Origin of the sequence: Parabacteroides gordonii MS-1 = DSM 23371, assembly GCF_000969825.1 — a bacterium.
In the GTDB taxonomy this organism is placed as follows: Bacteria; Bacteroidota; Bacteroidia; order Bacteroidales; family Tannerellaceae; genus Parabacteroides; species Parabacteroides gordonii.
The window spans coordinates 1,309,042-1,322,894 of sequence record NZ_KQ033919.1 but is presented as its reverse complement, the minus strand read 5'-3'; the positions used below and the strand labels follow the sequence as shown (position 1 = coordinate 1,322,894).

11 protein-coding genes are annotated in these 13,853 nt (G+C 47.7%); 6 read left to right on the top strand and 5 right to left on the bottom strand.

All coding sequences use genetic code 11. From position 1 onward, the window contains the following. Positions 1 to 5 precede the first annotated feature (5 nt). Entirely contained in the window at positions 6 to 1,853 is a 1,848-nt protein-coding gene (locus HMPREF1536_RS05450) for an ABC transporter ATP-binding protein (RefSeq protein WP_028730597.1), read from the top strand. A 32-nt stretch (positions 1,854 to 1,885) separates the two neighbouring features. Continuing rightward, positions 1,886 to 4,351 carry a glycoside hydrolase family 95 protein gene (locus HMPREF1536_RS05445; protein WP_044193829.1) on the top strand — a complete coding sequence of 822 codons (2,466 nt, stop codon included), beginning with the start codon at positions 1,886 to 1,888 and terminating at the stop codon, positions 4,349 to 4,351. Here HMPREF1536_RS05445 and HMPREF1536_RS05440 read toward each other — a convergent pair. From HMPREF1536_RS05440 to pstC, 5 genes are all read right to left on the bottom strand, one after another. Beyond that, a complete protein-coding gene (locus HMPREF1536_RS05440) occupies positions 4,348 to 5,445 on the bottom strand; it encodes a porin (protein WP_028730595.1) in 1,098 nt (365 codons plus the stop codon). The genes HMPREF1536_RS05445 and HMPREF1536_RS05440 overlap by 4 nt on opposite strands. Positions 5,446 to 5,654: 209 nt before the next feature. Then, positions 5,655 to 6,329 (bottom strand): phosphate signaling complex protein PhoU, encoded by a 675-nt coding sequence (phoU, locus tag HMPREF1536_RS05435; RefSeq protein ID WP_028730594.1) that lies wholly within the window; start codon positions 6,327 to 6,329, stop codon positions 5,655 to 5,657. Positions 6,330 to 6,357: 28 nt separating this feature from the next. Continuing rightward, positions 6,358 to 7,110, bottom strand: coding sequence for a phosphate ABC transporter ATP-binding protein PstB (pstB, locus tag HMPREF1536_RS05430; protein ID WP_028730593.1), 753 nt, complete (start codon positions 7,108 to 7,110; stop codon positions 6,358 to 6,360). Positions 7,111 to 7,153: 43 nt separating this feature from the next. After that, positions 7,154 to 8,041: a phosphate ABC transporter permease PstA gene (gene pstA / locus HMPREF1536_RS05425; RefSeq protein WP_044193827.1), complete on the bottom strand. Its 888-nt coding sequence runs from the start codon at positions 8,039 to 8,041 to the stop codon at positions 7,154 to 7,156. Positions 8,042 to 8,048: 7 nt separating this feature from the next. Then, on the bottom strand, positions 8,049 to 9,236 hold the full coding sequence (gene pstC / locus HMPREF1536_RS05420) for a phosphate ABC transporter permease subunit PstC (RefSeq protein WP_028730591.1): 1,188 nt from the start codon (positions 9,234 to 9,236) through the stop codon (positions 8,049 to 8,051). 326 nt (positions 9,237 to 9,562) lie between these two features. Between pstC and HMPREF1536_RS05415 the strand changes: the two genes are divergently transcribed. From HMPREF1536_RS05415 to HMPREF1536_RS05400, 4 genes are read left to right on the top strand one after another with little or no spacing between them, the layout of a single operon-like run. Further along, positions 9,563 to 10,765, top strand: coding sequence for a glycoside hydrolase family 88 protein (locus HMPREF1536_RS05415; protein WP_028730590.1), 1,203 nt, complete (start codon positions 9,563 to 9,565; stop codon positions 10,763 to 10,765). A gap of 6 nt (positions 10,766 to 10,771) precedes the next feature. Further along, positions 10,772 to 11,992 carry a DUF2264 domain-containing protein gene (locus HMPREF1536_RS05410; protein WP_028730589.1) on the top strand — a complete coding sequence of 407 codons (1,221 nt, stop codon included), beginning with the start codon at positions 10,772 to 10,774 and terminating at the stop codon, positions 11,990 to 11,992. Positions 11,993 to 12,018: 26 nt separating this feature from the next. Continuing rightward, entirely contained in the window at positions 12,019 to 12,861 is an 843-nt protein-coding gene (gene kduI / locus HMPREF1536_RS05405) for a 5-dehydro-4-deoxy-D-glucuronate isomerase (protein WP_028730588.1), read from the top strand. 12 nt (positions 12,862 to 12,873) lie between these two features. Beyond that, positions 12,874 to 13,665 (top strand): gluconate 5-dehydrogenase, encoded by a 792-nt coding sequence (locus HMPREF1536_RS05400; protein ID WP_028730587.1) that lies wholly within the window; start codon positions 12,874 to 12,876, stop codon positions 13,663 to 13,665. The last annotated feature ends 188 nt before the right edge of the window (positions 13,666 to 13,853 follow it).

The following is a 13,853-nucleotide window of genomic DNA, read 5'->3' as shown; positions in this document are numbered from 1 at the left end:
TAAACATGAAAGATTTTCTGCGTATACTGAGGCGTTTTGTGCCTCCCTATAAGAGATATATGGTACTGAATATTGTCTTCAATATATTATCAGCCATATTGAATCTTTTCTCCTTTGCACTGATCATACCGATACTTAATATACTTTTCAAGCTGAACGATGAAATTTATACCTACAAAGACTGGGTATTCGACCCCTGGACGTGGGAAAGCTGGAAAGCGACTCCCGAACTGATCAAGAACAATTTCTTCTGGTTTGTAAGCGACATGATAGAGACAGACGGGGGATCGTTCACCCTGATCATATTAGGAGCTTTCCTGATCGTGGCAACCTTCCTGAAAGTGGCTACCATGTATCTGGCTTTCTTCACCATGATACCGATCCGTACAGGAGTAGTCAGGGACATACGTAATCAGATCAATAAGAAAATAACCGAACTCTCTTTAGGCTTTTTCTCGGAAGAACGTAAAGGGGATATCATCGCCCGTGTATCCGGGGATGTGAATGAGGTGGAAGCTTCTATCATGAGTTCGCTGGATATGTTGTTCAAGAACCCTATCCTGATCATTATCTATCTGATCGGTATGATCGTGATCAGTTGGCAGCTGACCGTATTTGTCCTGATCCTGCTCCCTGTTGCCGGATATATCATGGGGCAGGTCGGAAAGAAGCTGAAACGCAAATCACTGGAAGGGCAACAAATGTGGGGTGGCTTGATGAGCCAGATAGAAGAGACCTTGGGCGGCTTGCGTATTATCAAAGCATTCAATGCAGAAAAGAAGATACAGACACGTTTTGAGAACAGCAACGACGAGTTCCGTCGTACCACCAACCGTATTTACCGCCGGCAACAGATGGCTCATCCGATGAGCGAGTTTCTAGGGACGGCAACGATTGCGATCGTCCTTTGGTATGGCGGTACGCTTATCCTGAGTAACAATAGCTCGATAGATGCATCTACCTTTATTTACTATCTGGTTATCTTTTACAGCATTATAAACCCGGCCAAAGACTTAAGTAAATCGGTATATGCAATCCAGAAAGGATTGGCTTCTATGGATCGTATCGATAAGATACTGAAAGCGGAAAGTGATATTAAAGATCCGGTTGAACCTAAGAAGATTGAACTGAATAAACATATTAAATATAATAACGTCTGGTTTAAGTATCAGCATGATTGGGTCTTGAAAGGGATCGACCTGACCATTCCCAAAGGTAAAACGGTGGCGCTTGTCGGACAGTCCGGTTCGGGAAAGAGTACGCTGGTGGATTTGTTACCCCGTTTTTATGACGTAACTGAAGGTTCTATCACGATCGATGATACGGATATCCGGGAAGCGACTCTCTACGATCTCCGCAGCCTGATGGGTAATGTAAACCAGGAAGCGATCCTGTTTAACGACACCTTCTTCAATAATATCTCTTTCGGAGTGGAAGGAGCTACTTTGGAACAGGTGCAGGAAGCAGCCCGCATAGCAAATGCCCATGAATTTATTATGGCGAGCGAAGAAGGCTATAATACGAATATCGGCGACCGTGGCGGCAAACTGTCCGGCGGACAACGCCAACGTATCAGTATCGCCCGTGCCATCCTGAAGAACCCGCCGATCCTGATCCTGGATGAAGCGACCTCGGCACTGGATACCGAGTCGGAACGCCTGGTGCAGGACGCCCTCGAGAACCTGATGCGTAACAGGACAACCGTTGTGATTGCCCACCGCCTTTCCACCATCCGCAATGCCGACGAGATCTGCGTGATGCATGAAGGAGAGATTGTGGAACGCGGCCGTCATGAGGAACTCCTGGCGTTGGACGGTTATTACAAGAGACTCTGTGATATGCAAAGTTTCTGATCTGGCTGAAATACAATTTTTATTATAATACTATGAACTCAATTCGATTAAAAGAGATAGGGCGAAACATTTTCCGTCCCTATGTGGCTGTCTTGTTACTTCTGCTGGCAGCCTGTGACATGCCGGATATAAAGACCGGCAATAAACTCGCTTATCATTTTGATGAACCTGCCCGTATCTGGGAAGAAACGTTGCCGCTGGGAAACGGACGGCTGGGAATGATGCCCGATGGCGGGGTCGGTCAGGAAAATATCCTGTTGAATGAAATATCCATGTGGTCGGGCAGTAAGCAGAATACGGATAATCCGCAGGCTGTCATGTCGCTGGCAACCATCCGCCGTCTGCTTTTTGAAGGACGGAATGATGAAGCCCAGGAGTTGATGTACCGTACGTTTGTTTGCGGTGGTGCCGGTAGCGGACAAGGCCAGGGAGCCAAAGTCCCTTACGGCAGTTATCAGTTGCTTGGAAATCTGGTGCTGGACTATTCTTATAACGATGCTTCCGACTCTATTGCCGCCTATCGCCGCGAACTGAACCTCGGCGATGCCATCGCTTCAACAACCTTCCGCAAAGGGAAAGTGAATTACAGCCGCGAAGCATTCACCTCTTTCTCCGGTGACCTGGGGATCGTTCATCTGATGGCGGATGCGGATAAGGCGTTGAACTTTACCGTAGGAATGAACCGCCCCGAATATTATTCCGTATCGACTGACGGCAAAGACCTGCTGATGCAAGGCCAGCTGTTCGATGGCGTCGATACCCTTGAAATGAAAGGCATTAAATATCAGGCGCGTGTGCGTATTGTCCTGCCTAAAGGCGGTTCCCTAACAGCGGGAGACAGCTCGTTGACCGTTCAGAATGCCTCTGAAGCTATCCTGTTGGTGAGCATGGCAACAAGCTATAAGAACGAAGGTTTCGAAGACCAGATATTCTCTCTATTGGCAGAGTCCGAAAGAAAGGATTATCCGACATTAAGGAAAGAACATATCAATGCCTACCGTGCCTTGTTCGACCGGGTAGACTTGGATCTGGGATATTCTGAAAGAGACAACATGCCGATTGATAAGCGTTTACAAGCATTCCAGGAAGATCATAACGATCCTTCTCTGGGCGCTCTTTACTTCCAGTTCGGACGTTACCTGCTGATCTCGTCTACCCGTCCGGGTTCACTGCCCCCCAATTTGCAGGGCTTATGGTGTAATACGATCGATACGCCCTGGAACGGCGATTATCACCTCAACATCAATTTCCAGATGAACCACTGGCCGGCTGAGGTGACCAATTTGTCGGAATTACATCTGCCGATGATCGAGTGGACAAAACAACAAGTGGCCAGCGGCGAGCAAACAGCCAAAGTATTCTATAACGCCCGTGGCTGGGTGACGCATATCCTGGGGAATGTCTGGGAGTTTACCGCACCGGGCGAACATCCGTCGTGGGGAGCAACCAACACTTCTGCTGCCTGGCTTTGTGAGCATCTGTTCACGCATTATCAATATACGAAAGATAAAGAATATCTGAAAGAGGTCTATCCGGTGATGAAAGGAGCCGCTCTTTTCTTTACAGATATGCTGGTTCGTGATCCGAGGAACAACTATCTGGTCACGGCCCCTACCACTTCTCCGGAAAACGGCTATCGTATGCCGAATGGTAAGGTGGTAAGTATCTGTGCCGGATCGACAATGGATAACCAGATCGTCCGCGAACTGTTTACCAATACCATAGAAGCCGCCACTATATTAGGTGTAGACACCGCTTTCTGCCAGGAACTGGCCGACAAACGTTCGCGCCTGATGCCGACAACGATCGGAAAGGATGGCCGTATCCTCGAATGGCTCGAACCGTACGAAGAGGCAGAGCCGACCCATCGCCATGTCTCACACCTGTATGGCCTTTATCCGGGAAATGAAATCTCAGTAGAACATACACCCGAACTGGCAGAAGCTGCCCGCAAGACACTCGAAGTGCGTGGCGATAAGAGTACCGGCTGGTCGATGGCTTGGAAGATTAATTTCTGGGCGCGTCTGCATGACGGCGATCATGCTTATAAACTGTTGGTAGACCTGCTTCGTCCCTGTGTGGAAAAGACAACCAATATGGTGAATGGCGGCGGTTCTTATCCGAACCTGTTCTGTGCGCATCCGCCTTTCCAGATCGATGGTAATTATGGTGGTTGTGCGGGTATTGCCGAAATGCTGGTACAAAGTCAGACCGGACGGATCGAGTTACTGCCTGCCTTGCCTTCAGCCTGGCAGACCGGTAGCTTTAAAGGTCTGAAAGTACAGGGTGGCGGTGAAGTTTCAGCCAAATGGTCGGAAGGCCGGTTGACGGAAGCCGGATTGAAAGCTGTCGTTCCCGGAACGTTCAGTATCAAGTTGCCGGCATACTCCGAAAATATGGGGATTAAGATGAACCAGAAAGCTGTGTCTATGCCTGTTATCGATGGAATGCTGACAGTCGATATGAAGGAAGGGGATTCGTTGTTGCTACAATTTTAGAACAGAGGTATCTTATAAACAAATCCTACAGAAAGGCGTCCGGTGTTTTCAGAGAAGGCTTCGAGCGCCTTTGCTCTTTCTGTCAGGCTGTAGGCCCGTCCGGTGCCGCTGAGGAAGAGGTGCAGGTTATCGTCGCCCATCGGGTAGAACTCGACTCCTCCCTGGTATCCCCAGGCAGTACGGTATTTCCCTGATTCGTAGGGGCCGTTGGCCTTGTAAACGGAAGCCGTTTCATACATCCCTTTGACGAAAAGATTCCATTTCGGATGGATGCTGTAGTTCAGGCGGGCTACCAGCGAGAGGTAACCCGTATTGGCAATCCATGAACCCGTTTCTTCGTCCTCCGGCTCGAACTGTTCGGCCAGGATACCGACAGGATCGGATTTGCCGCGTGTGTACATCACATCGAAATATCCCAGGAACTTGCCCGATTCAATCTGCTGCCCGGCCCATGCCATCCACATCCATTCCCCTTTGGCCTGTTGCCCGGCTGTAACGGAGTAGCGGAGGGATAACAACTCGTCCAGGTAACTGCTGTTCCATCCGATGTTATAGAAAGAGGGCGATTTACTACGGTTATCGTTGCCGTTCGTTACCTGGAAGCAAACTTCCTGGGTTTCACTGGGCTCATAACTGATACCGACACCGGTGAAATAACAATCCATCCACTCGTTCATGTCGCTGTAATCGTATATCTTGTAGGCATACTCGTCGTATTCGAACCCTCCCCAGGCTGCATCCTGCTTACCGGCTGTCACAGAAAACTTATCCGATAACCGGAAGTTTACCCAGGCATTTTCGATATAGGAGCCGAAGCCGTTGGCCCGTACCCATTCGTTCTGGTAGCAAAGTACCTGGCGGTAAGCATAAGAAAGCCAGGGAGTAACAGTCCCCGTTGCTTCCACCTTGAAATCATTCAGCAGAAAACGGTCCCTTTCCGCTTCGCCGGAAAGTGCTTCGTTATAAGATCCATGGGTCTCTAAGAATAATTTGAAAACTTCCGTATTGTTCGGGATCAATGGCTTTTGTGAAGAAGCGGTAAAAGTAGTTCCTGCCCAAAAAGCGGCCAGGCAAAGTGCCAGTAGTCGTTTCATGAATCTTTGTCTGTTTGTTGATTTGAGACGCAAAGGTACAAAGAAATTTTCTTTCGTGTCATTAAAAGTGTTTCATCCTAGTGAAACAAGTGTTTCACCTATATGGAACAACTGTTTCACTAGGATGAAACACTTTTTAGGTAGGCAGGCTCGAACAGGTTTTTGGGGATGCCGGTGAGTCGTTATGCCGAATACTTGTAAATAAGTGTTTAGTTCTCCGTTTTTCCGATATGCTTCATTACTTTAGCATCCAGATAGAAGATCAGTTCTTCGGCAATATTCGTACAATGGTCGCCGAAACGTTCCATCTTACGGATCACGCCTGCCATGTAAAGGCCTACCAATGCGTTTCCGGGATGCTTTTCTATGTAGTCGGCAATGATCTTTGTCGAGTTATGGTTGATCTCATCGATCAGATTGTCTTTGAGGAAGATGCGTGAAGCGATCTCCGAGCTCTCTTTCTCAAAGGCTTCCTGGCTCAACGTGAGCATACTGAGCAGTTCCTGCAACATTTCTTCCACCCGCGTTTCTTTTATCAGTTTCGGATCGACGGGGGCTCCGTCCGGCAGGTTCCCGGCGAAACGGGCAATGCTCTCGGCAAAGTCACCTAGGCGTTCCAGGTTCGTGTTGATCTTGTACATGGCCAGTACAAAACGCAGGTCGACGGCGACGGGAGCGTAGAGGGCGATGATATCTTCGCAGTCGCTGTCTATTTTCAGTTCGAATGCATTTACACGACGTTCGCGGCTGATCACTTTATAAGCCAGTTCTTTATCTCCGGTCAGCATCGCTTCCCCGGCATTGTATAACTGTTGGTGAACCAAAGCCCACATTTCGCTGATACTGTTTTTTAAGGAGGCTATCTCCTGATCTATCACTTTCATATATTCTGTTATTTCCTCTTAAGTATGTTTATCCGAAACGTCCCGTGATATAATTCTGGGTCGATTCTTTCTCCGGATTGGTAAATATCTTACGCGTATTGTCGAACTCGATCAGTTCGCCCAGATAGAAGTAACCCGTTTTGTCGCTGATGCGGGCTGCCTGTTGCATATTGTGTGTAACGATAACGATCGTGTATTCATTCTTCAGCTCATGTATCAGTTCCTCGATCTTGCTGGTAGAAATCGGGTCGAGGGCGGAAGTCGGTTCGTCCATCAGCAGGATGGATGGAGAGATAGCCAGCGCACGGGCGATGCACAAACGCTGCTGCTGTCCGCCTGACAGGGCGAAAGCCGATTCTTTCAGCTTGTCTTTCACTTCGTCCCAGAGAACCACCTGCTTCAGTGTCTTGACCACTGTCTCTTCGATATACTCGTTGTCATTTACACCGTTTACACGCAGTCCGTAAGCAACGTTCTCGAAGATCGTTTTAGGGAAAGGGTTCGGTTTCTGGAATACCATACCTACATTCTTGCGGAGCTGATCCACCTTTTCTCCTTTTTCATAGATGTTACGGTTGTCTATCAGGATAGTACCGGTCATCCGGGTATCGGGGATCAGGTCATTCATACGGTTGAATAAACGCAGGAATGTTGACTTGCCACAACCCGACGGGCCGATAAAGGCAACCGAGGTGTTTGCTTCGATTTGCATCGAGATATTCTTTAATGCATGAAAGTCGCCATAATAGAAATCTACGTTCCGGGCATCAATCTTTATCATAATTCTTACTTGTTATTTTATTGTTATTGCGTGTGATAACCGGTTAGTTCATCTTTACTTTCTTGGCAAAATACTTTCTCAGGGCATTTGCCAGCAGGTTTACGACTAACACGATTGCGATCAGCACCAGTGCCGTTCCGTAAGCCATCCCACGGGAAGCTTCGATATCCGTACCGCTGGTTGAAATGACATACAAGTGGTAAGGCAATGCCATACACTGGTCGAAGATGCTCTCCGGGAGTTGCGGCAGGAAATAGGCGGCAACGGTAAACAGGATAGGAGCCGTTTCGCCCGATACGCGTCCGACCGACAGGATCAACCCGGTAATGATATTGGGGAAAGCCATCGGCAGTACCACCCGGCGGATGGTCTGTAACTTGGTTGCCCCCAGTGCCAGGCTTCCGTGACGGAAAGAGTCGTCGATACTTTTCAGCGCTTCCTCCGTCGTGCGGATAATCAACGGCAAAGACATCAGAGCCAGCGTGAATGAACCCGCGATGATCGAGTCGCCCCATCCCAGGGTGACAACGAACAACGACATACCGAACAAACCAAACACGACCGAAGGCACGCCGCTTAGATTGTTGGTCATGATGCGGATAAAGCGGGTCAGTTTGCCGTTCGTAGCGTATTCATTCATATAAATACCGCTCATAATCCCGATCGGGAAACTGATCAGGCTGCTGCCCAGTACGAGGTAAAGTGTTCCGACAATGGCCGGATAAATACCGCCGGCCGTCATTCCTTCTGCGGGAGCCTTTGTCAGGAAATCCCAACTGATCACTTTTCCCCCGTTTATGATGATAAATCCGAGGATAAGGAAAAGGATAACAACAACCAGATAGCTGAGAAGGGTGAACAAACCGAACGCCACCTTTTGTGAAGTCCGTTTCTTCGTATCGATATTGCCTAGTTTCAGAATAGGTGCCATAGCTTATTTAGATTTTTCTTTTGGATGAAATATATTCAACCGTGATACTTAATACCAGTGTGATGATGAACAAAACAGCTCCCAGTAGGAACAACGCCTGATAATGGGCTCCACCGGCAGGGGCTTCTCCCAGTTCGGCTGCGATTGTGGCGGGAATGGTTCGCACGGGTTCAAAGAAGGAAGTCGGAATAACCGCCGCATTTCCAGTTACCATCAGTACGGCCATTGTCTCGCCGATAGCGCGTCCGATACCTAAAACGACTGCCGACGTGATACCGGATATGGAATAGGGGATAATGACTTTATAGATCGTCTGCCATTGCGTCGCTCCCAAAGCCAGGCTTGCTTCTTTCATTGCCCGTGGGGTAGTCCGCATCGCATCCTCCGCAACGGTAATGATGGTCGGTAATGCCATGATAGCCAATACGACACTGCCGGCAAAAGCCGTTTCACCGACCGGAAGGTTCAGCCCTTTTTGTATTAGCGGGACAATGACGACCAGCCCGAAGAAACCGTACACCACAGACGGAATACCCGCCAGCAGTTCGATGACCGGCTTTAATATTTCGCGGGTTCGCTTATTGGCTATTTCTGCCAGATAGATGGCAACCGCCATGCCGAAAGGCAGTGAAAGGACGATCGCCCCGATGCTTACCAGCAGTGTTCCCAACAACAGCGGGATCAATCCGAAGATAGGAGCGGGGGCGGATGTCGGATACCATTTCGTTCCGGCAAAGAAGTCGGAGAGTGAGATTTTTTCTTCGGGAAGGACGGTTCCGGCAAAAGGGTCAGCCAGGTATTGCTGAGGGAAGAAAGCGATTATCCCCGGCTCTTTACCAACCAGTTCACTGATCTTTTCGGGAACATACTGGAATTCATCTCCCAGCTCTTCTTCGCTGTAATACTGGGTCAGGTCGGAAAAGCGGAAAACCAGGATCTCTTCATCTTTGCCGTTCACCTCTTTCCAGTTGGTTATTTTGGCATCGAAAATATCCATGATCGTTTCCGGCGACAGATGGCTCACATCGTTCCCCTTATTTACCGCAAGTACATATCCTTCTTCAACAACCGGACTATTGAAAAGACCGGATGCTTCTTTAAAAAGAAAAAAGACAATCAACAGGATCGTGAAGCTGGTCACACTCCCGCTGATCAATAGTCCTCCTTCTACAATTTTTTCAAAAAACTTTCTCACGTCATTTATCTGTTTGTTCTGAGTGCAAAGTAAGGTAACATGTATTAAGAACGGGTTAAGGCGGTTTGAAGTAAATATTACATTGATATTGCAAATGTATTACAAAGCCTGCTTACTAAGTAGACCCCAGCTTGCTTACTAAGTAGTTAGGTACTCTACTTATCGAGTAGACGAAGGATTACTTAGTAAGTAAAGGACTTCTGTTTTAGTAAGTAGAGAAGGGGCTGTTCGATAACACGAAGCTTTTTCGATAGATGTTGTGGTTTTTTAGAATATAAACCTGTATATTTGCCACAAACTTAAAAACTTAATAACCTATTTTTATCATGAACAAATTACTCTCGTGTGGCGTGTTTGCGGTCACATTACTTTTATCAGCCTGTGATTCGCAGCCCAAACAAGAGCCTATAGCCGACGTTATCGACCGTGGTCTGAAGGCTTCAACCGAACAAGCTATTCTGATGGCTAAAGACCTCGAAAACCAGGAAGGGCGTCTTCCTAAAGCAATCAATAAAGAAGGAACGCTTGAAACCAGCGACTATTCCTGGTGGTGCAGCGGTTTCTTCCCGGGAGAACTGTGGTATCTCTACGAAAACAATCCGACTCCCGAATTAAAGAAATATGCGGAAATGTATACCGACCGGGTGGAAGAAGTGAAGAATATCACTTATAGCCATGATGTCGGCTTTATGCTTTATTGCAGTTACGGTAATGGCTATCGCCTGACCGGCAAACCGGAATATAAAGATGTGATGCTGACAGGTGCAAACTCGCTGGCAACTCGTTTTGACGAACGGGTAGGAGCGATCCGCTCATGGGATTTCAATAAGAATATCTGGCAATTCCCGGTTATTATCGATAATATGATGAACCTGGAGTTCTTTAGCTGGGCCTCGAAAGCTTCCGGCGATGACCGTTTCCGTAAGATGGCTATCTCTCATGCCGATAAAACACTGAACAACCATTTCCGTGATGACTACAGTTGCTATCATGTGGTTTCTTACGATACGATAACAGGTGTCCCCCATAAGAAACAAACCCATCAGGGAGCAGCCGACGAATCGGCATGGGCTCGCGGCCAGGCATGGGCGTTGTATGGATTTACTATGATGTATCGCGAAACCGGTAAACCGGAATATCTGGATCAGGCCAAGCATATCGCTGCTTTTATCATGAACCATCCGAATATGCCGGCTGATAAGGTGCCGTACTGGGACTTCGACGCTCCGGGTATTCCTGATGTTCCGAGAGATGCCTCGGCTGCCGCTATTATGGCTTCTGCCCTGATCGAGTTGAGCCAGTTGGATAAGAGCGAGAGTGCAAAGAGTTATCTGGATTTTGCCGAACAGCAGGTTCGCTCGTTGACAACTCCTGAATATCTGGCAGCGAAAGGGACGAACTGCAATTTTGCCCTGATGCATTCTACCGGCCATTTCCCCGGAAACAGCGAAGTGGATGTTCCGCTAAGCTACGCCGATTATTATTATGTAGAAGCATTGATGCGTTTAAAGAAACTGACCGAAAAATAATATTCCATGACTAATCTATTAAAAACAACAGCTATTTTAGTATGCTGCCTGTGTTTCTCCCTCACAGGAAAGGCACAGCAGGATGGTACGCAGGATCGGGCTTTCTGGGTGGAAACTTTAACCCGTATTGCCGACCCGGTATTGACAAACCTGAGTAACAATACGCTGAAAAAGAATATGCCTTACGAATCCCTGTCGAAAGACAGAAGCGATTTTTCCCACCTGGAAGCAGTCGGACGCCTGGTATGCGGTATTGCTCCCTGGTTGGAACTGGGCCCCGATAATACACCGGAAGGACAATTGCGTGATAAATATATCAAACTGACCGTGAAGGGCTTGAAGAATGCCGTTAATCCGGAATCTCCCGACTATCTGGTCTTCGGTAAACCTTATCAGCCGTTGGTGGATGCCGCTTTTCTGGCACAGGGATTGCTCCGTGCACCGAAACAGTTGTGGGGAAACCTGGATCCGCAGGCGAAAGAATGGATGATCACGGAACTGAAACGTAGCCGTGGCATCAAACCGTGGGAAAATAACTGGCTTTTGTTTGCTTCCACAGTTGAGGCAGCCCTGCTTGAATTTACAGGCGAATGCGATATGGATCGCCTGACGTATGGTGTGAAGAAATTCCGTGACGAATGGTATAAAGGCGATGCGTTGTATGGTGACGGGCCTGCTTTTCACATGGATTATTATAACAGTTTCGTTATCCATCCGATGCTGACAGATGTCCTGTTGATCATGAAGAAACATAACCTCGAAGGGGCTGACTTTGCTGAAACACAGTTGCCCCGTCATACACGCTATGCAGAACAACTGGAACGTTTTATTTCACCGGAAGGCACTTTCCCGGTAGTGGGGCGTTCTATCGTATACCGTTTCGGTGCTTTCCATGCATTGGCACAAGCCAGTCTGATGCACATCCTGCCTGAACGGGTAAAACCGGCCCAGGTTCGTTGCGGTATGACTGCCGTGATCCGCAATGTGATGAAATCACCGAAGAACTTCGATGCAAACGGTTGGCTGCGTGTTGGTTTCACCGGTGAACAAATTGATATGTCGGAGTCTTATATAAATACGGGAAGTGTATATCTTTGTGCAGTAGGCTTATTACCTTTGGGACTACCGGCAACAGACGAATTCTGGTCGGCTCCTTATACCGAATGGACGAATCTTCGTGCCTGGAACGGGGAAAGTGATGTAAAGGCTGATCATGCATTGAAGTAAATAATAACAAAATAAATAGAATCAGAATGAAAACAAATTATGAATTGCGTTATGCTGCGCATCCGGAAGATGCCAAGCAATATGATACCAAACGTATTCGCCGGGATTTCCTGATCGAAACAGTGTTTGCACCGAATGAAGTAAATATGGTTTATTCTATGTACGACCGTATGATCGTGGGCGGTGCAATGCCGGTAGGCGAAGTGCTCCAACTCGAAGCGATCAACCCGCTGAAAGCTCCTTATTTCCTGACTCGTCGCGAAATGGGTCTTTTCAATGTCGGTGGCCCCGGTATTGTAAAGGCTGGTGATGCCACTTTCGAACTGGACTTTAAAGAAGCTCTTTACCTGGGTTCGGGCGACCGCGAAGTGACTTTCGAAAGCAAGGATGCAAAGAATCCGGCTAAGTTCTATTTCAACTCCACTACGGCTCACCGTAATTATCCGGATAAGAAAGTAACGAAAGCGGATGCCGTTGTCGCTGCTATGGGCTCGCTGGAAATGTCGAACGACCGTAACATCAACAAGATGATCGTTAACCAGGTATTGCCGACCTGCCAGTTGCAGATGGGCATGACCGAACTGAAACCGGGTAGTGTATGGAACACGATGCCGGCTCACGTTCACAGTCGCCGTATGGAAGCTTATTTCTATTTCGATATTCCCGAAGATCAGGCTATCTGCCACTTTATGGGTGAAGTAGACGAGACACGTCATATCTGGATGAAAGGCGATCAGGCTGTTTTATCTCCTGAATGGTCTATCCACAGTGCCGCTGCTACACATAATTATACCTTTATCTGGGGAATGGGTGGCGAGAACCTGGATTACGGCGATCAGGATTTTTCTAAAATTACGGACTTAAAATAATCGAATACTAACATGGTAAATTTCTCATTAGAAGGTAAAGTAGCTCTTGTAACAGGTGCTTCTTACGGTATTGGTTTTGCATTGGCTTCTGCTTATGCGCAGGCTGGAGCAAAGATTATCTTCAACGACATCAAACAGGAACTGGTGGATAAAGGTCTGGCTGCTTACAAAGCGGAAGGTATCGAAGCAAAAGGTTATGTTTGCGACGTAACCAACGAAGAGCAGGTAAATGCAATGGTTGCCCAGATCGAGCAGGAAGTGGGTGTGATCGATATCCTGGTGAATAATGCCGGTATCATCAAACGCATTCCGATGCATGAAATGTCTGCTGCCGATTTCCGCCAGGTAATCGATGTGGATTTAAATGCTCCGTTCATCGTTTCTAAAGCTGTTATCCCTTCTATGATCAAGAAAGGTCACGGAAAGATCATCAATATCTGTTCGATGATGAGCGAACTGGGACGTGAAACAGTTTCTGCTTATGCGGCTGCTAAAGGTGGTTTAAAGATGCTGACACGTAATATCGCTTCCGAATACGGTCAATATAACATCCAGTGTAACGGTATCGGCCCGGGTTATATCGCCACTCCGCAGACTGCTCCGCTCCGCGAAATCCAGCCTGACGGTTCGCGCCATCCGTTCGATTCGTTTATCATTGCAAAGACACCGGCTGCCCGTTGGGGAACTCCGGAAGATTTGATGGGCCCGGCTGTGTTTCTGGCTTCTGATGCGTCAGACTTTGTAAATGGACATGTATTATATGTAGACGGTGGTATCCTGGCTTATATCGGAAAGCAACCGTAATAAAATAACCAGGTAAAAGCTACTACAGTATTTATCGGGATAAAAAATTCCTTCCGGGAGAAATTCATATCTCTTTCGGAAGGAATTTTATTTTCTATGGATACGATATATAACAGGTTAAGCAGATATAGAGCAAGCCAGGCCTGTATCGCTACAAATCCTGGCTTTCCGATAAACGTGTGTCTATT